At 57.5% G+C, this 25,302-nt stretch carries 23 protein-coding genes and 1 CRISPR repeat array; of the genes, 10 read left to right on the forward strand and 13 right to left on the reverse strand.

Translation table 11 applies throughout. The features are described from left to right. Nucleotides 1-6: 6 nt before the first annotated feature. Nucleotides 7-1,110, reverse strand: a complete 1,104-nt coding sequence (proB, locus tag EGO56_RS15050; RefSeq protein ID WP_013356908.1) for a glutamate 5-kinase — start codon at nucleotides 1,108-1,110, stop codon at nucleotides 7-9. 238 nt (nucleotides 1,111-1,348) lie between these two features. Between proB and ompC the strand changes: the two genes are divergently transcribed. After that, a complete protein-coding gene (gene ompC / locus EGO56_RS15055) occupies nucleotides 1,349-2,461 on the forward strand; it encodes a porin OmpC (protein WP_013356907.1) in 1,113 nt (370 codons plus the stop codon). A 124-nt stretch (nucleotides 2,462-2,585) separates the two neighbouring features. Continuing rightward, nucleotides 2,586-3,163: direct repeats of the CRISPR family, unit length 29 nt; unit sequence CGGTTTATCCCCGCTCACGCGGGGAACAC. Between the two features lie 437 nt (nucleotides 3,164-3,600). Here ompC and crl read toward each other — a convergent pair. From crl to gpt, 3 genes are all read right to left on the reverse strand, one after another. Then, nucleotides 3,601-4,002: a sigma factor-binding protein Crl gene (crl, locus tag EGO56_RS15060; protein WP_135909969.1), complete on the reverse strand. Its 402-nt coding sequence runs from the start codon at nucleotides 4,000-4,002 to the stop codon at nucleotides 3,601-3,603. A 131-nt stretch (nucleotides 4,003-4,133) separates the two neighbouring features. After that, on the reverse strand, nucleotides 4,134-5,381 hold the full coding sequence (gene frsA / locus EGO56_RS15065; protein ID WP_095707642.1) for an esterase FrsA: 1,248 nt from the start codon (nucleotides 5,379-5,381) through the stop codon (nucleotides 4,134-4,136). Between the two features lie 115 nt (nucleotides 5,382-5,496). Next, complete coding sequence (gene gpt / locus EGO56_RS15070; protein ID WP_003851171.1) at nucleotides 5,497-5,955, reverse strand: xanthine phosphoribosyltransferase; 459 nt, start codon at nucleotides 5,953-5,955, stop codon at nucleotides 5,497-5,499. Nucleotides 5,956-6,209: 254 nt separating this feature from the next. On the opposite strand from gpt, the gene pepD reads away from it, so the two are divergent. The 4 genes from pepD to EGO56_RS15090 all read left to right on the forward strand — a co-directional run bounded on the left by pepD (nucleotide 6,210) and on the right by EGO56_RS15090 (nucleotide 11,524). Beyond that, a complete protein-coding gene (gene pepD / locus EGO56_RS15075; protein ID WP_013356903.1) occupies nucleotides 6,210-7,667 on the forward strand; it encodes a beta-Ala-His dipeptidase in 1,458 nt (485 codons plus the stop codon). Nucleotides 7,668-7,927: 260 nt separating this feature from the next. Then, on the forward strand, nucleotides 7,928-9,433 hold the full coding sequence (locus EGO56_RS15080; RefSeq protein ID WP_135909971.1) for a sugar ABC transporter ATP-binding protein: 1,506 nt from the start codon (nucleotides 7,928-7,930) through the stop codon (nucleotides 9,431-9,433). Then, entirely contained in the window at nucleotides 9,430-10,431 is a 1,002-nt protein-coding gene (locus EGO56_RS15085; protein WP_033731686.1) for an ABC transporter permease, read from the forward strand. Before EGO56_RS15080 ends, EGO56_RS15085 begins: the two co-directional genes overlap by 4 nt. A 25-nt stretch (nucleotides 10,432-10,456) precedes the next feature. Then, a complete protein-coding gene (locus EGO56_RS15090; RefSeq protein WP_098051390.1) occupies nucleotides 10,457-11,524 on the forward strand; it encodes a sugar ABC transporter substrate-binding protein in 1,068 nt (355 codons plus the stop codon). Nucleotides 11,525-11,560: 36 nt separating this feature from the next. On the opposite strand, the gene dinB is transcribed toward EGO56_RS15090, so the two are convergent. Beyond that, nucleotides 11,561-12,616, reverse strand: a complete 1,056-nt coding sequence (dinB, locus tag EGO56_RS15095; RefSeq protein WP_135909973.1) for a DNA polymerase IV — start codon at nucleotides 12,614-12,616, stop codon at nucleotides 11,561-11,563. 244 nt (nucleotides 12,617-12,860) lie between these two features. Between dinB and dpaA the strand changes: the two genes are divergently transcribed. Beyond that, on the forward strand, nucleotides 12,861-13,604 hold the full coding sequence (gene dpaA / locus EGO56_RS15100) for a peptidoglycan meso-diaminopimelic acid protein amidase (protein WP_135909974.1): 744 nt from the start codon (nucleotides 12,861-12,863) through the stop codon (nucleotides 13,602-13,604). On the opposite strand, the gene EGO56_RS15105 is transcribed toward dpaA, so the two are convergent. Beyond that, the gene (locus EGO56_RS15105) at nucleotides 13,575-14,342 is read right to left on the reverse strand and encodes a class II glutamine amidotransferase (protein ID WP_013356897.1); all 768 of its coding nucleotides are present in this window, start codon (nucleotides 14,340-14,342) and stop codon (nucleotides 13,575-13,577) included. The two genes, dpaA and EGO56_RS15105, sit on opposite strands and share 30 nt — an antisense overlap. Nucleotides 14,343-14,393: 51 nt before the next feature. Then, nucleotides 14,394-14,972, reverse strand: a complete 579-nt coding sequence (lpcA, locus tag EGO56_RS15110; protein WP_013356896.1) for a D-sedoheptulose 7-phosphate isomerase — start codon at nucleotides 14,970-14,972, stop codon at nucleotides 14,394-14,396. 253 nt (nucleotides 14,973-15,225) lie between these two features. Between lpcA and fadE the strand changes: the two genes are divergently transcribed. Continuing rightward, the gene (gene fadE / locus EGO56_RS15115; RefSeq protein WP_135909976.1) at nucleotides 15,226-17,676 is read left to right on the forward strand and encodes an acyl-CoA dehydrogenase FadE; all 2,451 of its coding nucleotides are present in this window, start codon (nucleotides 15,226-15,228) and stop codon (nucleotides 17,674-17,676) included. A gap of 195 nt (nucleotides 17,677-17,871) precedes the next feature. Here the strand turns inward: fadE and mtnK are convergent, their stop codons facing one another. Further along, nucleotides 17,872-19,071 carry an S-methyl-5-thioribose kinase gene (mtnK, locus tag EGO56_RS15120; RefSeq protein ID WP_135909978.1) on the reverse strand — a complete coding sequence of 400 codons (1,200 nt, stop codon included), beginning with the start codon at nucleotides 19,069-19,071 and terminating at the stop codon, nucleotides 17,872-17,874. 121 nt (nucleotides 19,072-19,192) lie between these two features. Between mtnK and mtnA the strand changes: the two genes are divergently transcribed. Then, nucleotides 19,193-20,215 (forward strand): S-methyl-5-thioribose-1-phosphate isomerase, encoded by a 1,023-nt coding sequence (gene mtnA, locus EGO56_RS15125; protein ID WP_135909980.1) that lies wholly within the window; start codon nucleotides 19,193-19,195, stop codon nucleotides 20,213-20,215. A gap of 45 nt (nucleotides 20,216-20,260) precedes the next feature. On the opposite strand, the gene EGO56_RS15130 is transcribed toward mtnA, so the two are convergent. The 3 genes from EGO56_RS15130 to EGO56_RS15140 are packed head-to-tail and all read right to left on the reverse strand — an operon-like array spanning nucleotide 20,261 to nucleotide 22,099. Beyond that, on the reverse strand, nucleotides 20,261-20,803 hold the full coding sequence (locus tag EGO56_RS15130) for a 1,2-dihydroxy-3-keto-5-methylthiopentene dioxygenase (RefSeq protein ID WP_135909982.1): 543 nt from the start codon (nucleotides 20,801-20,803) through the stop codon (nucleotides 20,261-20,263). 1 nt (nucleotide 20,804) lies between these two features. Then, nucleotides 20,805-21,488: an acireductone synthase gene (mtnC, locus tag EGO56_RS15135; protein ID WP_135909984.1), complete on the reverse strand. Its 684-nt coding sequence runs from the start codon at nucleotides 21,486-21,488 to the stop codon at nucleotides 20,805-20,807. After that, the gene (locus tag EGO56_RS15140) at nucleotides 21,485-22,099 is read right to left on the reverse strand and encodes a methylthioribulose 1-phosphate dehydratase (RefSeq protein ID WP_135909985.1); all 615 of its coding nucleotides are present in this window, start codon (nucleotides 22,097-22,099) and stop codon (nucleotides 21,485-21,487) included. The genes mtnC and EGO56_RS15140 overlap by 4 nt, the downstream gene beginning before the upstream one ends. A 448-nt stretch (nucleotides 22,100-22,547) precedes the next feature. Here EGO56_RS15140 and EGO56_RS15145 point away from each other — a divergent pair, with 448 nt between their 5' ends. Together EGO56_RS15145 and EGO56_RS15150 are read left to right on the forward strand one after the other, a co-directional pair. Next, the gene (locus EGO56_RS15145; protein WP_135909987.1) at nucleotides 22,548-23,708 is read left to right on the forward strand and encodes a pyridoxal phosphate-dependent aminotransferase; all 1,161 of its coding nucleotides are present in this window, start codon (nucleotides 22,548-22,550) and stop codon (nucleotides 23,706-23,708) included. After that, nucleotides 23,696-24,463: an amidohydrolase gene (locus EGO56_RS15150; RefSeq protein WP_135909989.1), complete on the forward strand. Its 768-nt coding sequence runs from the start codon at nucleotides 23,696-23,698 to the stop codon at nucleotides 24,461-24,463. The genes EGO56_RS15145 and EGO56_RS15150 overlap by 13 nt, the downstream gene beginning before the upstream one ends. Before the next feature lie 11 nt (nucleotides 24,464-24,474). Here the strand turns inward: EGO56_RS15150 and uraH are convergent, their stop codons facing one another. Both uraH and uraD read right to left on the reverse strand, forming a co-directional pair. Beyond that, a complete protein-coding gene (uraH, locus tag EGO56_RS15155) occupies nucleotides 24,475-24,810 on the reverse strand; it encodes a hydroxyisourate hydrolase (RefSeq protein WP_061061690.1) in 336 nt (111 codons plus the stop codon). After that, entirely contained in the window at nucleotides 24,807-25,301 is a 495-nt protein-coding gene (uraD, locus tag EGO56_RS15160; protein WP_135909991.1) for a 2-oxo-4-hydroxy-4-carboxy-5-ureidoimidazoline decarboxylase, read from the reverse strand. The genes uraH and uraD overlap by 4 nt, the downstream gene beginning before the upstream one ends. Between the last annotated feature and the right edge of the window lies 1 nt (nucleotide 25,302).

Below are 25,302 nucleotides of genomic sequence, written 5' to 3' on the forward strand. Positions count from 1 at the left end.
CGCTCCTTAACTGACGATCATGTCGTCGCGGTGAACGGCCACCGGGCCATATTCATATCCCAGGATTTCGCTGATCTGCTGGCTGTGATGGCCGGCTATCATGCGCATCGCGTCACTGTTGTAGCGAGAAACACCGTGAGCAATATCCCGGCCCTGCAGGCTGCGAATGCGGATCACTTCACCGCGCGAGAAATTCCCCTGGATTGCGCGAATGCCCTTGGGCAGTAGCGAACTGCCGCGTTCAATGATGGCCGCCAGTGCCCCGTCATCGACGGTGAGTTCGCCCGCCGGTGGCGCACCGAAAATCCAGCGTTTACGGTTCTCCAGCGGCGATTGCTGTGCATGGAATCGCGTGCCAACCGGCTTGCCGTCAATCACATCACTGATCACACCGCTGCGACTGCCCGAGGCGATAATCACGTCTATTCCGGCGCGGCAGGCAACATCCGCCGCCTGAAGCTTGGTCGACATACCGCCGGTGCCGAGACCGGATACGCTGTCACCCGCGAGCGCGCGTAACGCATCATCGATCACGTGGACGTCGCTGATCAGCTCAGCGTCAGGATTGTTACGCGGATCGGCGGTAAACAGCCCCTGCTGATCGGTCAGCAGCAGCAGCTTGTCGGCACCGCCGAGCATCGCCGCCAGCGCCGAAAGATTGTCGTTGTCGCCCACTTTGATTTCGGCGGTAGCAACCGCATCGTTCTCGTTGATCACCGGCACAATGTGGTTATCCAGCAGCGCGCGCAGCGTATCGCGGGCATTCAGGAAACGTTCGCGATCTTCCATGTCGGCACGGGTCAGTAGCATCTGACCAATATGGATACCGTAGATGGAGAATAACTGTTCCCACAGCTGAATCAGACGGCTCTGCCCCACCGCAGCCAGCAGCTGCTTTGAGGCGATGGTGGGTGGCAGTTCGGGGTAGCCCAGATGTTCGCGTCCGGCGGCCATCGCGCCAGAAGTGACGATCACAATGCGGTGGCCTGCGGCATGCTGCTGCGCGCACTGACGAACCAGTTCCACCATGTGCGCCCGATTTAACCGGCGAGAGCCGCCGGTAAGAACGCTGGTACCCAACTTGACCACTAAGGTCTGACTGCCACTCATATTTCCTGCCGTAGTGAAAAATTTTTACGAAAGGACGTTTTAACAGGAGTCGATACGGAAGCCAACAGCCAGCGGGGGAAAAGCACGAATTTACGCGGACAAGGCGGTAGACCAAAAGTTCAGCATTAACAAGAATTCCGGAAAAGTGTCATAAAAAGTTCATCACGGACGGGTAAAAAGTCGGTGTTTTACAAAAACTTTCGTTTTTTTACGGCGTTCACATTGGGATTGATAGCAAATGAAGAAAAGCACACTGGCCATGATCGTCTCCACGCTGACGCTGGCTTCTGCCGCGCACGCTGCCGAAATCTATAACAAAGACGGCAATAAACTGGATTTATACGGCAAAGTTAAAGCTGAGCACTACATCAGCGATAATGCCAGCGCAGACGGTGACAAGTCTTATACCCGTATCGGCTTTAAAGGCCAGACGCAGATTAATGACCTGATGACCGGTTACGGTCAGTGGGAATATCAGTACAACGTTAATAACTCTGAAGGCAGCGACGCCAATAACGGCAACAAGACCCGCCTGGGTTTTGCTGGCCTGAAATTCTCGCAGTATGGTTCGGTGGATTATGGCCGTAACTATGGCGTGCTGTATGACGTCGAAGCCTGGACCGACGTGTTCCCGGAATTCGGTGGTGACGGCACGGCCCGTTCAGATAACTTTATGACCCAGCGCGCCACTGGTGTCGCCACTTACCGTAACAACAACTTCTTTGGTCTGGTCGATGGCCTTAAATTTGCGCTGCAGTATCAGGGCAAGAACGACGCCACCAGCGCCAACAGCCGTACCGATATTAACCGCCAGAACGGCGACGGCTATGGTGCTTCACTGGGCTATGCGCTGGGTGATAGCGGCGTGAGCCTGATGAGTGCCATCACCTCATCTGACCGCACCAACCAGCAGCAGGCGCGCGCCTATGGCGGCGGTGACCGTGCAGATTCCTGGGGCGCAGGCGTGAAGTATGATGCCAACAGCGTTTACCTGGCGGCGATTTACACCGATACCCGCAACATGACGCCAATCAGCGGCACCAACCGTAATACCGGCGCTGCCGTCGCGGGCGCAGCCAACAAAGCGCAGAACATCGAACTGGTGGCACAGTATCAGTTTGATTTCGGCCTGCGTCCTTCTATTGGCTATGTACAGACCAAAGGCAAAGATATTGAAAACGGTATCGGTGATGCGGATCTGGTGAAATATATCGATGTGGGTGCAACCTACTACTTCAACAAAAACATGTCCGCCTTCGTGGATTACAAAATCAACCAGTTGGATGATGACAACGCGCTGTCGATCAACAACGACGACATTGTGGCGATGGGTGTGACTTACCAGTTCTGATTTGAGGCGCAGGCCACACAGCATGGGCGGAGCCAGGCTTCAGGCACAGAGTGCTGACGAAGGCTGGCTCTTCCCGCTTTTGTGGGGAACACAGAGCGCTGCTGCCGCTGCCACATCATCCTCACGGTTTATCCCCGCTCACGCCGGGAACACCACTTTCCCCAACACAATGATCCCCTCAAGCCCGGTTTATCCCCGCTCACGCGGGGAACACTGCAACAGGTGGATCCGTTACTATCAGAATTTCGGTTTATCCCCACTCACGCGGGGAACACTGTTCCGCAAAAAGTGCATCGAAATTCACCGGCGGTTTATCCCCGCTCACGCGGGGAACACCAGGAATGAATACGTTGCCATTTCAATTGCTCCGGTTTATCCCCGCTCACGCGGGGAACACAGCTGATTATTGAATTACGCGTTTCGTTGGCGCGGTTTATCCCCGCTCACGCGGGGAACACTATGATTTAGAGCGATACTATGATGCCTCTCACGGTTTATCCCCGCTCACGCGGGGAACACTTGATTTTCCATCTGTTAAACTCCTCTCTCGTCGGTTTATCCCCGCTCACGCGGGGAACACCGGTTGAGCAGTAATTTCTGCCATTTTATTTCCGGTTTATCCCCGCTCACGCGGGGAACACGGCCATGCGGATGAGCGCGGCGCGGGACAGGCCGGTTTATCCCCGCTCACGCGGGGAACACTCTAGAATTATCCGACTGATTACAAAGCGTTTTTTCACACCTGAAAATTCCACCGAATTTTACACCCGGATTTACCCCAAATGCACATTTATTCTCCGGTACAAAATCTGGCGCAAACAGCGCCTGCAACGAAAGCCTGAAGGGGTTAGCAACCCCACAGCAAAGTGAATCCTGCAGCAACGTATAAACGCAATGAGTACGGAAAAGAGGGAAACATCCCGCCACCCGGAAAAAACGCCGGTAGCGCTGGCCCGGCTACGAACCCAATAGATGGATGGGGTACATTATTGTGCGGAACGAACGGTCAGAGACTGACGTTAACATCTTCCTCTCTGACCGTGCTCCTTTCGCAGCCCCGGTATCACAGCGAGCCAGGCCAGATTTTGACAAAAAAAGGGCGAGTGTTTCCACTCGCCCTTTTCCTCTGAAACACCCTATCAGACGCTCAGCTTTACCGGTTTCTCATCGAAGTCGCTGGCCGGGATAAGGTCCAGGTCTAACTCCTTCAGCATCGCTTTCAGGCGGGTATGGAAATTCCGTAAGGTCTCTTCCACACGTGCCGTGTTCTCTTTGCCTTTGATGTTTGCCACCGACCAGTCGCCCTCTTTATCGAACAGACCGATATGGTAGACATAGGTAAAGTGGTCAGCCTGCGCTTCCAGTTCCATCCACCAGCCCCAGAACTCACGCAGTTCCGGTGCCGGTTTCACATTGACGCAGGCAGCCAGACAGTCGAAGAAGAACCGGGTTTCGCCACATTTCCCATCGCGAATATAAGGCCCAAGCTCGGTAAAACGCTTAAGCAGGCGACTGCGGGGATGACCACTTGGTAACGTCATGCTGATTCTCCATAGGTTTTGACCGCTATACAGCCTTGATTTCCGGACGGCCTGATTACGTCATAAGCCTTTACAAGGCCGTCCGGAAGAATTCCGCTACTAGTTGTAGCAAATACTGTAAATTTTGCCAGTTACCTTTTTAAACGCTTCTCCAGCCAGTCGCAAATCTCATTCAGCGCCTTGTCGAAACTGGCCATCATCGGCTTCACCGGAATCAACAGCGCTTTGCCGTCTGACGACGAGTTAGCGATCAGCTTGCTCTCCTCTTCCGGACTGAAAAGATCGTTCTGCCAGTAGCCCGACAGCATCGGTGTCGGCGTCCGGCGGCCCAGCAATCCCTGAGTTTTAAGCGAATAGCGATTGAGTTCGGTGCGCAGCGCGCTGTCGGAGGCAGTTGCCATGCCTAACCGGCTGGCCAGCATATCCATGTACATATCCGGAATCTCATCCTGCAACGCCGTCTGTGTCAGCAGCGCATGCACAATCGGGCCAAGACAGGCGACGCCGCGCAGCCGCTGCGATTCCAGATAGGCCAGCCGCACCGCCACGTTCGCGCCAAAGCGATAACCAAACGCCGCCACGCGAGTGTGGTCAACCCAGGGCACGTTTTTCAGATCGCGCAACACCTGCTGATGCAGAAAACTGGTGTCCTGATTCAGCGTCCATTTCACCGAATTACCCACCGACGGCACATCAATGGTCAGCATCGCAATGCCGCGCGGGGCGAGGTAATCATGGAACAGGCGGTAATGATCGCTCTGTAACGAGTCGAGCGCGCCGCAGAACAGCACGGTGGGATAAGGCGCTTCGACATCCGGTGGTATGTGCAGAAAGCCGCTAACCGGACTGCCGCCCGTGATGGCAAACGTCAGGGATTTCAGTTCGCCCGGCAACCGCTGAGTCGCCTCTTCATAGGCGCGATTGGCCAGCGTCTGAGCCTGGTCAGCCAGCTCATCGCCTTTTATATAGGGATAAGCGGCAACGCTATAGAGATGCGCCGCGTGCAGCCAGTAGTCACCCGCCTCGCTGTCGTCGGTCGCCTCCAGCGCTTTCTGCTGCCAGATGCCTGCCTGTCTGCACCATTCGAAATGCCAGTTGCCGCTGCGGAAACCGATCACGGTGTCGAGCAGCGTCTCATCGGTATGTTCAACGTTGCTGATGGCGATACGCGCCAGCACTTCACTGATCTCCTGCGGCGTCAGGCCGCGCCATGTCCACATCAGCTTGTTCAGCATGCGATACCAGCCACGCTGGCTGTCACCATCCAGGGCTGAGTGGATATCCGGGGTAGCGTGATGCTGGCGGCGAACCAGGGAAGAGGTTTCAGGATGCTTAAAGCGCGGCTTGAATAGCTCCTCGCTGAGATTTTTGCTCGTCATACTCACTTCTCCTGCAACAGAACGGCGATGGCTAAGTGTACTGTACGGCAATTCGGGGTGCGAGGCTCAGAAAGCACAACGCCCGGAAAACCGGGCGTTGTCTGATGTGTATCAATCAGTTTTTTACAATCGGCGGGATGTAGACCACGCCCATATCCCACGGCTGCTCAATCCAGGTATCCTGCGGAATATCGACAATATAATCATCAACCAGTGAGCGACCAGCGGGTTTCGCGAAAATGGTGCAGAAACGCGCTTTCGGGTACATCTCGCGAATCGCCTGGGCGGTGCCGCCGGTATCGACCAGGTCATCGATCACGATAAAGCCTTCACCGTCGCCTTCCGCGCGCTTCAGCACTTTCATTTCGCGCTGATGATCGTGGTCATAGCTGGAGATGCAGACGGTATCAACGTAGCGGATACCCAGTTCACGTGCCAGCAGCGAAGCCGGTACCAGACCGCCGCGGCTCACCGCGATAATGCCTGTCCACTGTTCAACAGGAAGCAGGCGCTGGGCCAGTTTACGGGCATGAATCTGAAGCATGTCCCAGGTAACGACGTATTTTTCGCTCATAGAATAGAAATCCCAGCCAACCGAAGTGGCGTAAAAATGTGCAACGGGGAAAAGGTTGCGCGAGATTATAAGGAGTTGACGCACTAAAAACCAGCACCCGCGCGCTGGTTGCGGCTTTTTAGCGCGTCTGAGAGCGCACCCGGTAAAAAACAGTGATATTCTCAGGCCTGGCTCGTCAGATTCTCTGACGGCGATTTTTCACTGGAAACTCGCGATGTCCGGCCTCGCCGGTACACTGACACAGGAGACCTGTCGTGTCTGAATTGTCTCAACTCTCTCCACAGCCACTGTGGGATATTTTCGCTAAGATCTGCTCTATTCCCCATCCCTCTTTTCACGAAGAAGCGCTGGCGAACTACATCACCGGCTGGGCTAAAGAGCAGGGCTTCTGGTGTGAGCGCGATCAGGTCGGCAACATCCTGATTCGTAAGCCCGCCACCGCAGGCATGGAAAACCGTACCCCGGTTGCGCTGCAGGCGCATCTGGATATGGTGCCGCAGAAAAATAACGACACCGTGCATGACTTCACTAAAGACCCGATTCAGCCCTGGATTGACGGCGAGTGGGTAAAAGCACGCGGCACCACGCTGGGCGCGGACAACGGCATCGGTATGGCTTCTGCGCTGGCGGTGCTGGCAGACAACAGCCTGACGCATGGCCCGCTGGAAGTGCTGCTGACCATGACCGAAGAGACCGGCATGGATGGGGCGTTCGGTCTGCAACCCAACTGGCTGCAGGCTGAAATTCTGATCAACACCGACTCCGAAGAAGAAGGTGAGATCTACATGGGTTGTGCAGGCGGTATCGACTTCGTCTCCACCCTGCCGCTGACCCGCGAAGCCGTGCCAGCTGAGTTCCAGACCCTGAAGCTGACGCTGAAGGGACTGCGTGGCGGTCACTCCGGTGCCGACATTCATATGGGCCTCGGCAACGCCAACAAACTGCTGGCACGCTTCCTGGCGGCACACGCGGCTGAACTGGATCTGCGTCTGCTGGCGTTCAGCGGCGGTACGCTGCGCAACGCGATTCCGCGTGAAGCCTTTGCTACCGTGGCCGTCGAGAGCCACAAAGCGGATGCGCTGAAATCCGCAGCGGCGCACTTCCTGAGCGCCATCAAAAACGAGCACGGCGTTAAAGAGCCAAACATCGCACTGGTCACCGAGCCATTGGCGCATCAGGGTAATGCCCTGAGCACTGACAGCCGCGATCGCTTCCTGAATCTGCTGAACAGCACGCCAAACGGCGTGATCCGCAATTCAGACGTGGCGAAAGGTGTGGTCGAAACCTCACTCAATATCGGTGTGGTGACGATGGAAGATGACCACGCAGAGATCAACTGCCTGATCCGTTCGCTGATCGACACCGGCCGCGATTATGTGGTGCAGATGCTGACCTCACTGGGCCAGCTGGCGGGCGCGCAGACCAAAGCGAAAGGCGGCTACCCAGGCTGGCAGCCGGATGCGGACTCCGCCATCATGGCGCTGACCCGTCAGACCTATATCGCGCTGTTTGATAAGACCCCAAACATTCAGGTGATTCACGCCGGTCTGGAGTGTGGTCTGTTCAAAAAGCCTTATCCGGATATGGATATGGTCTCGATTGGGCCGACCATCACCGGGCCGCACTCGCCGGATGAGCAGGTTCACATCGAAAGCGTTGGTCTTTACTGGAAATTACTGACAACCCTGCTGAATGTGGTGCCAGAAAAGTAATTCTGTGACAAAAAAAGTAAACCAGGCTCCGGCCTGGTTTTTTTATGCCTGTCACTTATCCCCAGCATAATTCGCTGCCTTTTCCGCGCTTTACCACGCTATTCCGCCACGTTCCCGCGCTTCGCTGGTCACAGCCGCCGTTATGTCCGGATGTCTGGATGGCTAATAAGATTTCGTGCTAGCTTATGCGCTTTCGGCTGTTGCCGCGCCTGAAGGTTCAGGAAAAAATGCGGCCAGTGATTCTTCAGGAGAGTAATGACATGCCAGGGTTAAACCGCCTTGAGATGCGTAACATCTCCATCGCTTTTGGCGGGTTTGCCGCGCTATCGTCGGTGGATTTCCGCAGTGACGGCCATTCGGTTCATGCCCTGACCGGCGCGAACGGCGCGGGTAAATCTACCCTGATGGCGATCCTTTCCGGCGCGCACAGCCACTACAGCGGCGAAATCCTGCTGGATGGTGAACCGGTCTCCATCCGCACGCCGCGTGATGCAAAACAGCTGGGTATCCATCTGGTTCAGCAGGAAGTGGACGTGGCGCTGGTGCCGCAGCTCAGCGTGGCGGAAAACATTTTGCTGGATCGGCTGGCAGAACCCGGCCACCGCTATCGCTGGGGTGAGATCCGCCGTCAGGCGCGGGCGCTGCTGACGCAGCTCGACGTGGCACTGGACGTCAACCGGCTGGTGGAGCGCTGCACCCTGGCGGAAAAGCAGCAAATTCTGCTGGCGCGGGCGCTGTCGCACCACTGCCGCTTCCTGATTCTGGATGAACCCACGGCCCCGCTGGATCAGCACGAAAGCGAGCGGCTGTTTGCCGTAGTGCGTCGTCTGCAGGCCAGTGGGATCGGCATAGTGTTTATCTCTCACCGCATCCATGAACTGAAAGCCATCTGCGACCAGCTGACGGTGCTGCGTGATGGCCGGTTGATCGAAACCGGCCCGATGGCGGCGCTGAGCGGCGAGCAGATCGTGGAGAAGATGCTGGGCCATCAGCTCACCGATATTTTCCCGGCCCGCCGTGAACAGCAGACACAGCCGCTGCTGCTGGCGGTGGAAGGACTGCACGATGAGCAGCTGCTGCAGGATATCTCGCTGCGGCTGCACAAAGGCGAAATTCTGGGCATCGCCGGACTGGCCGGTGCGGGCAAAACCGAACTCTGCAAAGCGCTGTTTGGTGCCAGCAAAAGCCGCGTCAGTCGCGGTGAACTGCACAGTCAGCCGTGGCAGCCGCGCTCGCCGCACGACTCCGTCAGTCGCCGCATGGCGCTGGTGCCGGAAGAGCGGCGCAAAGAGGGGATCTTTATCGATGAGTCGGTGGCGATGAACCTCAGCGTCAGCGCGGACGACAGCTTTTCGCGCTGGAGCCTGTTCGGGCATCGTCAGGCGTGGCGCTGGGCGGAGCAGGTTATCCGGCAGTTACAGGTGCGCACCACCGGCCCGGCACAGACACTGCGGCGCCTTTCCGGCGGCAACCAGCAGAAGGTGGCGATTGGCAAATGGCTGCGCAACAACGCTGACGTGCTGATTTTCGATGAGCCGACCAAAGGCGTCGATATCAAAGCCAAAACCGAGCTGTTCACCCTGATCGACAACCTGGCGCGCGAGGGTAAAGGCATCATCTACGCGTCGGGTGAATTTTCTGAACTGGTCGGCTTATGCGACCGGATTTGCGTGCTCTGGGATGGACGTATTGTGGCCGAGCTGGCCGCACGCGACGTCACCGAAGAGACGCTTTTGCTCTATTCCACCGGAGGAACCCCTGCGTGAGCAGCAAAGAAACCAGCCTGAACCTGACGGCCGCGCCGTGGCGTCACCAGTTGTTCGACTTTCTCTATAAATGGGGCATGTTACTCACGGTGGTGATCCTGATCGCTGCCTTTGGCCTGGCTTCTGACAGCTTCCTTGAGCCCAACAACATCATCAACATTCTGCGCTCGATTGCGATTGTGACGGTGATTGCGATCGGCGTGTCCATCTCGCTGACCGTGGGCGGCTTTGATCTGTCGGTCGGCTCGACCGCCTCGCTCGCCAATGCGTTAGTGATTTCGCTGTTTGTCTGGTACGGCTTCGGCACGACCACCGCAATCCTGATTACCCTGGCGCTCTGCACCCTGGTCGGACTGTTTAACGCCTTCCTGATTGTGATCCTGCGTATCCCCGACATGCTGGCGACGCTGGCAACCCTGTTTGTGATTCAGGGTGTGGCGATGACCTACAGCTTTGGCGGATCGATCACCGAGAACATGGTGCTGCCGAGCGGTGATATGGCGGAAGGGACTATTCCGGCCGCGTTTGGCCTGCTGGGTCAGGTGCCGACCATCGTCATCATCATGCTGGTGGTGACCGTTGCCGCACAGCTGGCGCTGTCGCTGACTAAGCATGGCCGCCGCATGTATGCGCTGGGCGGTAATCCGGAAGCGGCGCGCCTCTCCGGCATCCGTACCACCCGCTACCGGGTGCTGGCTTATGTGATCGCCTCACTGCTCGCCGGTCTGGGCGGCATCCTGCTCGCCTCACGTATTGGTTCATCGCAGGTGAATGCCGGCAGCGGCTATCTGATGGATGCGGTCGCGGCGGCGTGGATTGGCTTCTCGCTGGCCGGCTCCGGCAAGCCCAACGCGCTGGGCACGCTGGTCGGCGCGGTCATCCTCGGCGTGCTGCAGAACGGCCTGGTCATGCTCTCTGTGCCCTACTACGCCATGGACATTATTAAAGGACTGGTGCTGGCGTTAGCACTGGCGATTACCTATATCCAGCGCCGCTGAGGCGCGTTTACCGGAGTTAATAACAATGCAAAAAATAACACTCTCGCTGCTGGCTTTGAGCCTGCTGAACGCCAGCGCCGCCTTCGCGGACACCGTCACCCCGGTGCCTGCGGCAATCGCCAGCCATGATGGCCCGATTCGTATTGCGGTGATCCGCAACCTCGGCTCCGATGACAACACCACCCAGTTTGTTGCCGGTGCCATTCAGCAGGGTCGCCAGTTAGGCTTTAAAGTCAGCACCTTCCTGAGCAACGGCGACGATGCGCGCTTCCAGGATTTTGTGAATCAGGCGATCAGCCAGAAATATGACGGCATCGTTCTGTCGCACGGCAAAGCGCCCTACGCCAGCGGACTGGTGAAGCGTATTGCCGATGCCGGTATTAAGCTGTCCGTGTTTGATACGCCGGTGGATAACCCGATTCCGGGCGTCACCGTCACCGCGCAGGATGATGCTTCGCTGGCGCAGCTGTCGCTGGGTCAGCTTATCCACGACTTCAACGGCAAAGCGAACATCGTCAAGCTGTGGGTCGCCGGTTTCCCGCCGATGGAGCGCCGTCAGGTCGTGTACGAAAAACTGCTGAAAGAGAATCCGGGCATTCATCAGCTGGAGTCGATTGGCGCAGTGTCAACGGATGTTCAGGGCGATACCGCTAACAAGATTGGTGCGATTCTGGCGAAATACCCGAAAGGCAAAATCGATGCCATCTGGGGTGCCTGGGATGCCTTCAGTCAGGGCGCTTACAAAGCGCTGCAGGAGAATGGCCGAACCGAGATTAAGCTCTACAGCATCGACGTCTCGAACCAGGATTTGCAGCTGATGCGCGAGAAAAACAGCCCATGGGTGCAAACGGTGGCGGTCGATCCTAAAACCATCGGCGCGGTGAATATGCGTCTGGTGGCGAAGAAAATTGCCGGTGAAGAGACGCCAGCGACGTATCAGTTTAAAGCCGCGTCGATCTCCCAGCAGCAGCTCAACAGTCAGCCTGGCGCGGTGAACGTTGCCTCGCTGAACAAGATTATTCCGGGCTGGGGCGGCAATGAAGATTTCATCGCACCGTGGTTTGCGACCCTTGAGGCGAAATACAAGAAGTAATCCGGCGTCAGCCTTGCCGACTGGTGAGGCTGACCGTTACAGACCCAGCAGCAGCTGACGCTCCAGCTGGGGATCCACCATGGTGACATGTAGTCCCACCAGCCGCACGCCACGCCCGGCGCGACGCTCATCCCAGGTTTTCCGGGCGATGGCAATCATGTCCTCTTTATTCAGCACCGGCCAGATATGCTCCTGGGTCGTCTGCTGAAAATCGCTGAACTTCAGTTTCACGCCCTGCCGCGCCACCTGTTTGTCTGGTCGAATCTGCGTCAGCCGGCGATCCAGTTCAGCATAGAGAAAGTCGATAATCTCCAGGCAGGCGTCCCAGTCGCTGATATCTTCCGCCAGCGTGCGTTCCACTCCCAGCGATTTACGCTCGCGCTCGACGATCACCTCACGGTCATCAATGCCGTTGCTGCGCTCCCACAGCACCCGACCAAACTTACCAAAGCGCTTCAGCAGCAGCGCTAAATCGGCCTTCTGCACATCGCCACAGGTGACCAGCCCCATCTCCTCTAGCTTTTTGGCCGAGACCTTGCCGACACCGGGAATTTTCGCCAGCGGCAGGGACAGCAGAAAACCGGCCATCTCCGGCGGGGTAATTACATACTGTCCGTCCGGCTTATTCAGGTCCGAGGCGATCTTCGCCAGAAACTTAATCGGCGCGATACCCGCTGACGCGGTAAGCCCGGTTTCACGGAAGATGATGGCGCGGATTTCCTGCGCCATCAGCGTGGCGGAGCCGTGACAGTGCGGACTGTCGGTAACATCCAGATAGGCTTCATCAAGGGAGAGCGGTTCAATCAGCGGTGTGTAGCGGGTAAAGATGTCGCGAATCTGTGCGGAGGCTTCTTTGTAGGCGTCGAAACGGCCTGGCAGCAGGCGCAGATGCGGGCATAACTTGAGGGCCATGCCGGTTGGCATCGCACTGCGCACGCCAAATTTGCGGGCCGGATAGTTGGCGGTGCTGATCACGCCACGGCGTTCGCGACTGCCGCCAATGGCGATCGGGATATCGCGCAGCTGGGGATTATCACGCATCTCCACCGCGGCATAGAAGCAGTCCATATCGACATGAATGATTTTACGCATACCCCCTCCGGCACTGGATAAGTATACAGTTGGCAGGGGTAACTGCAATATTTGTCGGGCCCACAATTAAAGTTTACAAATTTGTGGCCGAATATCTTTCAGTAAATCGCGAATCTGGCTGTCGGCGTCTTGCTAAAAAAACAGACAATGTTTAATGTTGCGCTGCGGTAGCGGACAGTTCCGATAATGCAAACAAAGACGCACAATTTGCGTCACGTTCTCTTCACCTCAAGGTATACACAGCATGGGCAAAATCGCACTCCTGTTTGCGATGATTTTACTGCCAGCCCTCAGCATGGCAATGACACCCGAACCCGTCACAGCGGCACCGGTCAGCAAAGAATTAAAAAAGCAGTTACTCGGCACCCCGGTCTATATCCAGATCTTCAAGGAAGAACGCACGCTCGAACTCTACGGCAAAATCGGTAACGAATTCCGCCTGCTGGATACCTATCGCATCTGTAACTTTTCTGGCGGCCTCGGCCCGAAACGTCGTGAAGGCGATTTCAAAAGCCCGGAAGGTTTTTACAACGTGAAGCTGAATCAGCTGAAGCCGGATAGCCGCTTTTATCGCGCGATCAACATCGGCTTCCCGAATCAGTACGATCGTAATCAGGGGTATAGCGGCAACTACCTGATGATTCATGGCGACTGTAAGTCAATTGGCTGCTACGCCATGACGAATGCCTATATGGATGAGATTTTTACCTATGTGAACGCGGCGCTGCGTAACGGTCAGCAGGATGTTGGCATCAGCATCTATCCGTTCCGCATGACCGACAGCAACATGCAGCGTCACCGCTACTCCAGCGACGCCAGTTTCTGGCAGCAGTTGCAGCCGGGCTATGCGTACTTTGCGAAATATCACCAGCCGCCGATGGTCAATGTTGCCAGCGGGAAATATGTGATGAACAGCAGCCCGGCACCGGTGTTAGCCAGTCCCGAAGCCGCTTCACGTTCATTCCTGGCGCTCTCCAAGGCAGAATAACGCCCATTCACCTGGCGCAATCCGCTGCCAGGTTTCATTGGCCGTCAGTGGCTGCGTAGCAATCACCGTCACCACGTCATGCGGCGTGGTGTGCTGCTGAAAATCAACCTCCACATCCTGATCCAGTAACTGCGCCCGGCCAAACGGTGCCCGGCGGGTGATCCAGAACAGATTGGTGGAGCAGAAGGCCATCAGATAGCGGCCATCTGACAGCAGCATATTAAACACGCCCTTCTGCCGCAGCGAACCCGCCAGCTCCCCGATAAAACGAAACACCGCAGGCCAGTTGCCCGGCGTGCGTGGATAGCGCGTCGCCAGCTGATGCAGGATCCAGCAGAACGCCTTCTCGCTGTCCGTTTCGCCCACCGGCCGGAATGTACCGGTCTCCAGCTGACGATAGCCCTTAAGCTGCCCGTTGTGCGCATAGGTCCAGTTTCGGCCCCACAGCTCGCGGGTAAACGGATGGGTGTTTTCCAGCGACACCTGACCACGATTCGCCTGGCGGATGTGCGCCACCACCGAATGCGATTTGATCGGATACTCCTGCACCAGACGCGCAATCGGCGAGTTAAAGCTCGGCAGCGGATCTTTAAACGTACGACAACCTTTATCTTCGTAAAAGGTAATGCCCCAGCCATCTTTGTGAGGCCCGGTTCCACCGCCACGCTGAACCAGTCCGGTAAAGCTGAAACAGATATCCGTGGGAACATTGGCGCTCATCCCGAGCAATTCGCACATAGCCACCACCTCTGATTTTGAGGCCTCCCGTCAGGCGGGAGGCCAGCGCAGTTACTTCACCATCTCTTTTTCGATCAGCAGCATCAGGATATGGATCACTTTAATGTGGATCTCCTGGATACGATCGGCATAACCAAAGTGTGGCACGCGGATTTCAATATCGGCACTGCCTGCCATCTTACCGCCATCTTTACCGGTCAGGGTGATCACTTTCATCCCCTGCGCACGTGCAGCTTCAATCGCTTTAATAATATTGGCAGAGTTCCCGGAGGTTGAGAGGCCCAGCAACACATCGCCTGGTCGTCCTACCGCTTCCACATAGCGCGAAAAGACATAATCATAACCAAAGTCATTACTGACGCAGGAGAGATGGCTGACATCTGAGATGGCAATCGCCGGATAGCCAGGACGATTTTCACGGTAGCGACCGGTCAGCTCTTCGGCGAAGTGCATGGCATCACAATGTGAACCGCCGTTACCGCAGGAAAGCACCTTGCCGCCCGCCTTGAAGCTGTCAGCCAGCAGCACCGCAGCACGTTGGATCGCATGAATATTGGCGTCATCGCTGAGAAATTTAGTCAGCGTATCAGCAGCTTCATTAAGCTCAGAGCGGATGATGTCCTGGTACATAGGGATGTCCTTTTTTAGGAGAGGTTAATCGCAGCAAGTTTAACGGAATGGCCGGTCAGCGCAAAGCGTCATGCCACGCAGGGCCAGGCAGTGGCGGCGATTAACATTGCCACAGTTGATGCAAAAATGGGCTAAAAACGGTTTTTGTGAGGCAGGTTGTAATTGCGATGTAAACAAATTGATAAATCCCGCCAACTACTCTAAACCTCTCTACACAACAGGTCAGACCTCTTACTTCCTGGAGCGGTTCATCATGATAATTGTTTCAATATTTGCCACGCTGGCGCTGATTGGCGCTCTGTTCTATCACCGCCTGTCGTTACGGCTCAGCAGCGCAATCCTGTTGCTGTGGACTGCGGCGATGGCTGTCGCTCACCTCTGGACACCGTGGCTGCTGCTGCCGCTGGCGATCGTCCTGCTGCCATTTAACCTGCCGTCACTGCGCCGCAGCCTGTTTTCAAAGCCGATCTTTCAGCGCTTCCAGAAGGTGATGCCGCCGATGTCGCGCACCGAGAAAGAGGCGATTGATGCGGGCACCACCTGGTGGGAAGGCGATCTGTTCCAGGGCAAACCGGACTGGCAGAAGCTGCACAACTATCCGCAGCCGCGACTGACTGCCGAAGAGCAGGCTTTTCTTGATGGCCCGGTTGAAGAAGCATGCCGCATGGCTAACGATTTCCAGATTACCCATGAGCTGGCTGATATGCCGCCGGAACTCTGGGCTTATCTGAAAGAGCACCGTTTCTTCGCGATGATCATCAAAAAAGAGTATGGCGGACTCGATTTCTCCGCCTATGCGCAGGCCTGCGTGCTGCAAAAACTGTCAGGCGTCTCCGGGATTCTGGCGATTACCGTGGGCGTGCCTAACTCACTGGGTCCGGGCGAACTGCTGCAGCACTACGGCACCGAAGAGCAGAAAAATCACTATTTACCGCGGCTGGCACGCGGCGATGAGATCCCCTGCTTTGCGCTGACCAGCCCGGAAGCGGGTTCAGATGCCGGCGCAATCCCCGATACCGGCGTGGTCTGCATGGGTGAATGGAAGGGTCAGCAGGTGCTGGGCATGCGGCTGACCTGGAACAAGCGCTACATTACGCTGGCGCCAATCGCCACCGTGCTGGGCCTGGCGTTTAAACTCTCCGACCCGGAGCATCTGCTCAGCGACAACGAGAATCCTGGCATTACCTGTGCGTTGATCCCGACTCATACCCCCGGCGTGGAAATTGGACATCGCCACTTCCCGCTTAACGTCCCGTTCCAGAACGGCCCGACGCGCGGCAACAATATCTTTGTACCGATTGACTATATTATCGGCGGGCCGGAAATGGCCGGACAGGGCTGGCGGATGCTGGTGGAGTGTCTGTCAGTGGGCCGCGGCATTACGCTGCCTTCGAACTCAACCGGCAGCCTGAAAAGTGTGGCGCTGGCGACAGGTGCGTATGCCCATATCCGCCGTCAGTTCCGGGTTTCAATCGGTAAGATGGAAGGGATTGAAGAGCCGCTGGCGCGCATCGCCGGTAACGCTTACGTGATGGATGCGGCAGCGACGCTGATTACCGCCGGGATTATGCAGGGTGAAAAACCGGCGGTGCTGTCGGCGATTGTGAAATATCACTGCACCCATCGCGGCCAGCGCGCCATTATCGACGCCATGGATATTGCGGGCGGTAAAGGCATCATGCTCGGCAACAGCAACTTCCTGGCCCGTGCCTATCAGGGCGCACCGATCGCTATCACGGTGGAAGGCGCTAACATTCTGACCCGCAGCATGATTATCTTCGGACAGGGCGCGATTCGCTGCCATCCTTATGTGCTGCAGGAGATGGCCGCCGCCGCCAGCAACAATGTGAACGCGTTTGATCACGCGCTGTTCAGCCATATTGGTTACGTGGGCAGCAGCACCCTGCGCAGCCTGTGGCTGGGCTTAACCGCCGGACGGACCAGCGCCAGCCCGACCCGCGATGGCACCCGCCGTTATTACCAGCACCTGAACCGCATCAGTGCCAACCTGGCGTTGCTCTCCGATGTGTCGATGGCGGTACTGGGCGGCAGCCTGAAACGTCGCGAGCGTATCTCAGCGCGTCTGGGCGATGTGCTGAGCCAGCTCTATCTCGCCTCCGCGACGCTGAAACGCTATGACGATGAAGGCCGTAACGAAGCCGATCTGCCGCTGGTTCACTGGGGCGTGCAGGATGCGCTGCATCAGGCGGAAGTGGCTATCGACGATCTGCTGCGTAACTTCCCCAACCGTCTGGTGGCGGGCGCATTGCGGATGACCATTTTTGCGGGCGGTCATCACTGCCCTGCGCCATCTGATCGCCTGGATCATCAACTGGCAAAAATGCTGCAACAGCCGTCAGCTACCCGTAGCCGTCTGGGCCGTGGCATGTACCTGACGCCGAGCGAGCACAACCCTGCCGGTCAGCTGGAACAGGCGTTGCAGGATGTGATGGCGGCAGAAGTGATTCATGACAGGCTGTGCAAACAGACGAAGCAGCACCTCTCCTTTACCCGGCTGGACGCGCTGGCGAAGCGCGCGCTGGAGCAGGGCTGGATTGATGCTAAAGAGGCGGATGTGTTACAGCGTGCTGAAGCCAGCCGTCTGCGGTCGATTAACGTTGATGAGTTTGAGCCAGAGGCACTGGCAGTACCGGTGCCGGAGAAAGCCCCTCAGCCTGCGTCACGGGCGAGTGAGGCGGCATAGGATTCAGTGCCGATGTGATGTCGGCATCGGGTACTGAATTTAAAGCGATGGGAGCATACGCCCGGAGTAAAGCATAGCGGGCCAGGGATGGCCCGCGCTGAGCCAGCCAGGGATGGCGTTTTTGGCGCCTTTACGGAGGGCGTATGCTCCCTGAGCCAGTACTGTTTTTAGAGGCCGACATCACGTCGGCCTTTTTTATCCTGCCTGACGGATGCGGGCAATCAGCGCATCCACATCTTCTACGTGATCGGCTGCCAGAATCAGCGTGCGTCCCAGGTTAATCGCATTACGGATGCAGTCAGTACGCATCGCCGGATCGGCAATCAGCTTCATATCCGCCACATGTGACATCCCCACCGTGCGGCGAATCAGTTCCGTGCCGCAGTAACCGATGGTATCGGCCCACACTTTACGCAGAAACGCCGCCGCATAGCCTGGATAAGCCAGCGCCTCATCGCGGGTTTTCTCAGCCGCCAGTGCCAGGAAGCCTGACGCAAAGGTCGTCCAGAGGGTGTGAACATCGCTGAGACGCTGTTCACGTGCATCGGCGGCCTCACGCGGAGGCAGCAGACCCGGCAGGCCGCAGTAGTTAATCAGCAGATTGCCGATAGCAGTGCCAATATCAAACCCGATAGGGCCAAAATAGCCAAATTCTGCATCAATCGCTTTCAGGCTGCCATCCGCAACGAAAATTGAGCCGCTGTGAATATCGCCATGCAGCAAGGCTTCAGCATGGGCAAAGAAGCGATGTTTAAGGCCGCCCACCGCAATGCGTAACGCATCATCATCACGCAGGCTCGCGACCAGCGGCTCAAGCGCCGCGGGATAGCTGTTGCGCTCATGGTTGGTGTAGGGATCGTTGAAGAAAAGATCTTCGGTGATTTCACACATTTCCGGATTAATAAAACGCGCTACTTCCGCTTTTTTCTGATGCGGATGCAGGATGAAATCGGAGGTATGAAACAGGGTCTGCGCCAGATAGTCGCCTAGCTGCTGCGCCGCTTCCGGATAATACGCGCCTTTCACCAGCTCGCCGCGCCAGATGCGATGGCTGGAAAGATCTTCCATCACCATCACTGCCAGCTCCGCATCATAATGGGTAATCTTCACCGTGTGCTGCGGACAATATTTGTAGTGCTCGACCAGGGTCTGCGCTTCCAGTCGCGCCCGATCCAGCGTCAGCGGCCAGGACTCCCCCACGCAGCGCACATAGGGCAGTGCCTGCTTGACGATAACGCGACTATTGCCCTGATCGTCATAAATCTTAAACACCAGGTTAAGGTTGCCATCACCAATCTCTTCTGCGCTGCTCAGCGCGGCAGGATTGTCCACGCCGCCAAATTGTCGGGCATACTCCACAGCATCAGCAGCAGTAAAGGTACGGTATTGCGACATTGCCTGTTCCTTATCGTTCGAAGGGGGTCACTCAGGTGTAATAAGCCGTTCAGACGTCTATACATCCGTCCCGCATGTTGGCACAATACGCATCATTAACGCAACATGGATTTCACCCACAATGCAGACACTTCAAACCACCAGTTTACAGGTTCGTGACAATCAGCTCTGGATTCTGGATCAGCAGGCGCTGCCGCAGCAGAAGAACTGGCTGCCCGCGCACAGCGTGCCTCAGCTGGTTGAACATATTCATGCGCTGCGGGTGCGCGGTGCACCGCTGATCGGCCTCTCCGCTTCGCTGCTGCTGGCGCTGCTGGCAGAACAGGGACAGACGCGCCCTGAGCTGGCACAGGCGCTGGAGACGCTGCGTGCCGCCCGCCCTACCGCGGTCAATCTGATGAACAATCTTGACCGGATGAAAGTGGCGCTGGCTCAGCCGGACTTTGTCCCCGCGCTGGTTGAAGAAGCCTGGCGGCTGGTGCAGGAGGATAAGCAACTGTGCGACGCCATCGCAGACGCAGGTTGCACACTCGTAAAGCCCAACAGCCAGCTGCTGACTCACTGTAATACTGGTGGACTGGCCACTGCTGGCGTGGGCACCGCGCTGGGCGTTATTGCCCGCGCCCATCAGCAGGGGCTGGTTAAGAATGTCTGGGTGGATGAAACCCGCCCGCTGCTACAGGGTGGCCGGTTGACCGCCTGGGAGCTGGGCGAACTGGCGGTTCCTTACACGCTGATCACCGACTCCATGGCCGCCAGCCTGATGGCCCGTGGCGAGGTGGATGCGGTCTGGGTTGGCGCTGACCGCATTGCCGCCAACGGCGATGTCGCCAATAAGATCGGCACCTACAGCCTGGCGGTGCTGGCGCATTATCATCAGATTCCGTTTTACGTGGCGGCTCCACATACCACGCTGGATCGCAGCTGTCCTGACGGCGCAGCGATTCCCATCGAGCAGCGCGCCGCCAGCGAAGTGACGGGCGTTGCCGGCAGTTTTGGCAGCGTGCAGTGGGCACCGGAAGCGGCGAAGGTTTACAACCCGGCGTTCGATGTCACGCCTGCCGCCCTGATCAGCGGCTGGGTACTGGATACTGGCGTGGTCACGCCTGACCAGGTACAGAACGGCATCTTCCAGCCGCAGTAACGGTCTGCGAGGCGTCTGCCGCTATGGCCGACGCCTCATGACAGATTACGCCAGACGCGGATAGGCATCCGCGATCTTGTCGCCGGTGAAATTCGCCACCCAGCCTTCCTGATTATCGAAAATCCGAATCGCCGTGAAGTGCGGTGACGATCCCATATCAAACCAGTGCGGCGTGCCCGCAGGCACCGAGATCAGATCGTTTTTTTCGCACAGGATCTGCAGGATCTCACCCTCCAGATGCAGGCAAAATAGTCCTGCACCCTCGACAAAGAAACGCACCTCATCTTCACCGTGCGTATGCTCATTGAGAAACTTCTCGCGCAGCACGGTTTTCTGCGGATTGTCGGCACGCATGCTGATCACGTCCCAGCTCTGATAGCCCTTCTCCGCCACCAGCCGATCGATCGCATGCTGATAGGCGTTGATCACCGTTTCGGCATCCGGGTTTTCACCCAAATCGCGATCGGCTTCCCAGCGCTCAAAACGGACGCCTTTAGCATTCAGGCGGTCACGAATCGCTTCTGCGTCGGTGCTGTGCCACACCGGCTGGCTGGCTTCGCGGTCGGTAAAAATAGTCAGTGCGCTCATCCTAAATCGACTCCGGGTTAATCTGGGAAAAATCCGTCACCTGACGATGGCGGCTCTCGTCATCCGCCTCGCCACGCAGTAATTGCAGCGTCTGCCAGCCCGCCTCCGCGGCGGCATCCAGCTCCTGATGAATATCGGAGAGAAACAGCAGCTGCTCCGCTGGCTGACCAATTTCAGCGGCGATAGCGCGATAAGCCGTGACTTCACGCTTGGCGCCGACGCGGGTGTCAAAATAGCCGCTGAACAGGCCAGTAATATCACCTTCGTCGCTGTAGCCAAATAACAATTTCTGCGCCGCAACCGATCCGGAGGAATATACATAAAGTTCAATACCCTGCGCCTTCCAGCGGGTGAGCGCAGGCAGGACGTCGGGATAGAGATGACCGGTAAAACTGCCGTTCACGTAGCCGTCGCGCCAGATCATCCCCTGCAGCGCTTTCAGGCCGGTAGATTTGCGATCCTGGTCTATAAAGCCCAGCAGAATCTCTGTCACGCTGGCCAGATCGGCCTGCGGCTGACCGGCCTCTTCACGTACCGACTGCAGCGCCGCCGCCACCTCGGGCTGCTGCGCATTGTCACGCACGAAGTCCGGCAGGTGCTGGCGGGCATAGGGAAACAGGATGTTATGTACAAAGCGAATATCGCTGGTGGTGCCTTCGATATCAGTAACAATGGCGCGAATCATGCTTTCTCCAGCAGGCGACGTTGACGTTCACATTCAAATAAAAATTCCAGACCTTCCAGATGACGGCGGGCTTCGCTGACATCCTGGCCCCAGCAGGTTAAGCCGTGGCCGCGCAGCAGGAAGCCGTAACGCAGCGGAAAGCGGGCGGCGTAATCTTCAATTTCTGACGCCAGCGCCGCAATGTCCTGACTGTTGTCGAATACGGGAATCGCCAGCGTATCCAGATGGGTGTGCTGGCCACTTAACGATTTCTGCATCTCATAGCCGTGCAGCAGCAGCGCCGCGCCCTGCTCCACTCGCGACAGCACGGTCGAATTCACCGTATGGGTATGCAGCACCGCGCCCGCCTCGGGAAAGAGGCGATAGATCATCGTGTGCAGCCCGGTTTCTGCTGACGGCTTACGGCCAGAGAGCGACTGGCTGGTGGCAATATCGACCTCGATAAAGTCATCCCGCGTCAGCGTGCCTTTATCTTTGCCCGATTCACTCAGCAGGCAGACATGTTCATCGCGGCGCACGGACATATTGCCGCCAGTGGCAGGTGCCCAGCCTTTTGCCCCAATCCAGTGACAGGCGGCGACCAGCTGATCTAACGGAAGACTCTGCGACATAAAGGTTCCTTGCGGTGAAATGAGATCACAGGTGGCTCAGATAATCATAATGAAAATACAACAGCTCAAAAATGTTAAACAGCCAGCAAGCGTACGTGACTTTCGAATAATCATCTCCGGGTCCTGCCAAATGATCCGTGTGTCAGCAAGGCGGCAAGCGTGCTTATCCCCGGGAGCTGACACTCGTCAGTGACCGGGGTAAGCAAGCGCAGCCAACGCCGCTGACGCGCGGAGCATGTCGGCAGGACAAGGCGGCAAGTGCGCGCATCCCCGGGAGCTTACACTCGTCAGTGACCGGGGTAAGCAAGCGCAGCCAACGCCGCTGAGGTGCGGAGCATGACTCATTTAGCCGTCTAAGCGTCTTGATTGCCAAATACTACCATCCTGTTTATAGTGGCACAAACACCGGGTGACACCGCATCAATCTTCGCGCTTAAGGCCTGACACCATGACGCAGCACAACCTGATCCCCGAGAGCAAACTCCCTTTGCTCGGCACCACGATTTTCAGCCAGATGAGTGCGCTGGCACAGCAGCATAAAGCCATCAATCTCTCCCAAGGCTTTCCCGATTTCAGCGGCCCGGACTATCTGCAGCAGCGGCTGGCGTATCACGTCAGCCAGGGCGCGAACCAGTATGCGCCGATGACCGGTGCGCTGCCGTTGCGTGAGGCGATTGCAGAGAAAACCGCGCGCCTTTATGACTATCGTCCGGATGTGGAAACGGAAATTACGGTGACGGCGGGCGCGACCGAAGCGCTCTATGCGGCGATTACCGCGCTGGTGCGACCGGGCGATGAGGTGATCTGCTTTGATCCCAGCTACGACAGCTATGCCCCTGCGGTGGAGCTGTCGGGCGGCGTGATGAAACGCATTACACTGCAGCCGCCTGCCTTCCGGGTGGACTGGCAGGCATTTGCTGAACTGCTGAGTGACAAGACCCGGCTGGTAATCCTGAATACGCCGCACAATCCTTCGGCCACCGTCTGGCAGCAGCAGGATTTCGCCGCGCTGTGGCAGGCAATTGCTCAGCACACAATCTATGTGCTGAGCGACGAAGTGTATGAGCACATCTGCTTCGATGAAGCGGGCCACGCCAGCGTGCTGGCCCATTCTGAACTGCGTCAGCGCGCCATTGCGGTGTCATCGTTTGGCAAGACGTTCCACATGACCGGCTGGAAAGTGGGTTACTGCATTGCTCCTGCGGCGATTAGCGCTGAACTGCGCAAGGTGCATCAGTACCTGACCTTCTCGGTGAATACCCCGGCGCAGCTGGCGATTGCCGATATGCTGCGTGAGCATCCGGAACACTATTTTGAGCTGCCGGCGTTTTATCGTGACCGCCGCGATCGGCTGGCGACGACGCTGAGCAACAGCCGCTTTAAGGTACTGCCCTGCGAAGGCACCTACTTTTTGCTGGTCGATTACAGCGCCATCTCCGATCTGGATGATGTCAGTTTCTGCCAGTGGCTGACCCGCGAAGTGGGCGTCGCCGCGATTCCCCTGTCGGTGTTCTGCGCCGATGCTTTCCCTCACAAACTGATCCGCCTCTGTTTTGCCAAACAGCCGGCGACATTAGATGCCGCCGCGGAGCGCTTATGTCAGCTTTAAAAATTACCGTTTTGCAGGAGACGCTGAGCTGGATGGATGGCGAGGCCAACCTGCGTCATTTTGACGCGCAGCTGGCCGGAATTACCGGACGTGACCTGATTCTGCTGCCGGAGATGTTTACTACCGGCTTTGCGATGGAGGCGGCGAAAAGCTCGCTGCCACAGGCGCAGGTGGTTGAATGGCTGCATCGGCATGCCCGTCGCACCGATGCCCTGGTCGGCGGCAGCGCGGCGATTCAGACCGACAATGGCGCGCTCAACCGCTTCCTGCTGGTCGAGCCGGACGGCACGCTGCATCAGTATGACAAGCGTCACCTGTTCCGCATGGCGGATGAACATCACCACTATCAGCCTGGTGAACAGCGTCAGGTGTTTGAGTGGCGCGGCTGGCGCATTCTGCCGCAAATCTGTTACGACCTGCGCTTCCCGGTCTTCTCGCGTAACCGCAACGATTACGATCTGGCGCTCTATGTCGCCAACTGGCCAGCGCCACGTGCGCTGCACTGGCAGGCGCTGCTGTTAGCGCGGGCGATTGAAAATCAGGCTTATGTGGCAGGCTGTAACCGCGTCGGCAGTGACGGCAATGAGCATCACTACAGCGGCGATAGCCAGATTATTTCGCCGCAGGGCGAGATCCTCAGGGCGGCCGAGCCGCATCAGCGCGCCCGGCTGGATGCTGAGCTGTCGCTGGACGCGCTGAAGGCCTACCGCGAGCGTTTCCCGGCGTGGCAGGATGCGGATCGTTTTTCGCTGTAAACCGCCGACGATTAGCTGCCGCGATAGGTTGACCACGACCAAGGCGAGATCAGAAACGGCAGATGGAAATGGCTGCCCGCCTCGGCAATCACAAAATCGATCTGGGCGCTGACATAGAGCGCATCCCGACCGGCCGCGGCAAAATAGTCGCCAATTTCCGCCGTTAAACGGTAATGCCCCGGCGTCAGCGGCTCGGGCGTCAGATCTTTCAGACGTCCGTCGCTGTCCGTTTCACCCTGTGAAATCGGAAACCACCCTTCCGGGCTGTTCTGCTCCAGTGAAATCGCCACGCCGCTGGCAGGTTTGCCCAGCGCCGTGTCAAGAATATGGGTCGTCACGGTACTCATTGCATCGTCTCCTTAAGGCGTAACAGGGTAATTTCACGCAGCTGATCCAGCGCCTCCTGCTGCTCGGCAACATCGCTATTCTGCAGCCGACGCTGCAACTCTGCCAGCATCTGCTCGCCGCTGCGCCCTTTAGCGCGTATCAGAAACACCCGGCCAAAACGCGCTTCGTACGCCTGATTACCCTGCTGCATCGCCCGTTGCAGGGCGTGATCGGCCTGCTGCATTGCAGACTGCTCGCCACGTGACAACGCGGCTTCTTTATCTGCGCCCTTCGCGCGTTCACCGATGCGCGGATGTGCCGACAGTGCGGCCTCCAGTTCAGGCTGCTGCCACTGACGCGCCAGCGCATCGGCAGTGGCCAGTAGCGCCTCAGTGCTGGCAAAAGGCCGGGCCGCTACCAGCGCCTGCTGCCAGTGCGGAATCGCCACACAGTGCCGGATGGCCGCCTGCGCTTGGTCAACGGAAAGCTGATTAAATGTGGCTAATTCCATG

Origin of the sequence: Pantoea vagans (assembly GCF_004792415.1) — a bacterium.
Classification (GTDB): Bacteria; Pseudomonadota; Gammaproteobacteria; order Enterobacterales; family Enterobacteriaceae; genus Pantoea; species Pantoea vagans.

Excerpts from the sequence above, each read along its gene's own strand:
- proB (WP_013356908.1), bottom strand. The coding sequence starts at position 1,110 with ATGAGTGGCAGTCAGACCTTAGTGGTCAAGTTGGGTACCAGCGTTCTT.
- ompC (WP_013356907.1), top strand. The coding sequence starts at position 1,349 with ATGAAGAAAAGCACACTGGCCATGATCGTCTCCACGCTGACGCTGGCT.
- crl (WP_135909969.1), bottom strand. The coding sequence starts at position 4,002 with ATGACGTTACCAAGTGGTCATCCCCGCAGTCGCCTGCTTAAGCGTTTT.
- frsA (WP_095707642.1), bottom strand. The coding sequence starts at position 5,381 with ATGACGAGCAAAAATCTCAGCGAGGAGCTATTCAAGCCGCGCTTTAAG.
- gpt (WP_003851171.1), bottom strand. The coding sequence starts at position 5,955 with ATGAGCGAAAAATACGTCGTTACCTGGGACATGCTTCAGATTCATGCC.
- EGO56_RS15080 (WP_135909971.1), top strand. The coding sequence starts at position 7,928 with ATGCCAGGGTTAAACCGCCTTGAGATGCGTAACATCTCCATCGCTTTT.
- EGO56_RS15090 (WP_098051390.1), top strand. The coding sequence starts at position 10,457 with ATGCAAAAAATAACACTCTCGCTGCTGGCTTTGAGCCTGCTGAACGCC.
- dinB (WP_135909973.1), bottom strand. The coding sequence starts at position 12,616 with ATGCGTAAAATCATTCATGTCGATATGGACTGCTTCTATGCCGCGGTG.
- dpaA (WP_135909974.1), top strand. The coding sequence starts at position 12,861 with ATGGGCAAAATCGCACTCCTGTTTGCGATGATTTTACTGCCAGCCCTC.
- EGO56_RS15105 (WP_013356897.1), bottom strand. The coding sequence starts at position 14,342 with ATGTGCGAATTGCTCGGGATGAGCGCCAATGTTCCCACGGATATCTGT.
- lpcA (WP_013356896.1), bottom strand. The coding sequence starts at position 14,972 with ATGTACCAGGACATCATCCGCTCTGAGCTTAATGAAGCTGCTGATACG.
- fadE (WP_135909976.1), top strand. The coding sequence starts at position 15,226 with ATGATAATTGTTTCAATATTTGCCACGCTGGCGCTGATTGGCGCTCTG.
- mtnK (WP_135909978.1), bottom strand. The coding sequence starts at position 19,071 with ATGTCGCAATACCGTACCTTTACTGCTGCTGATGCTGTGGAGTATGCC.
- mtnA (WP_135909980.1), top strand. The coding sequence starts at position 19,193 with ATGCAGACACTTCAAACCACCAGTTTACAGGTTCGTGACAATCAGCTC.
- EGO56_RS15130 (WP_135909982.1), bottom strand. The coding sequence starts at position 20,803 with ATGAGCGCACTGACTATTTTTACCGACCGCGAAGCCAGCCAGCCGGTG.
- mtnC (WP_135909984.1), bottom strand. The coding sequence starts at position 21,488 with ATGATTCGCGCCATTGTTACTGATATCGAAGGCACCACCAGCGATATT.
- EGO56_RS15140 (WP_135909985.1), bottom strand. The coding sequence starts at position 22,099 with ATGTCGCAGAGTCTTCCGTTAGATCAGCTGGTCGCCGCCTGTCACTGG.
- EGO56_RS15145 (WP_135909987.1), top strand. The coding sequence starts at position 22,548 with ATGACGCAGCACAACCTGATCCCCGAGAGCAAACTCCCTTTGCTCGGC.
- EGO56_RS15150 (WP_135909989.1), top strand. The coding sequence starts at position 23,696 with ATGTCAGCTTTAAAAATTACCGTTTTGCAGGAGACGCTGAGCTGGATG.
- uraH (WP_061061690.1), bottom strand. The coding sequence starts at position 24,810 with ATGAGTACCGTGACGACCCATATTCTTGACACGGCGCTGGGCAAACCT.
- uraD (WP_135909991.1), bottom strand. The coding sequence starts at position 25,301 with ATGGAATTAGCCACATTTAATCAGCTTTCCGTTGACCAAGCGCAGGCG.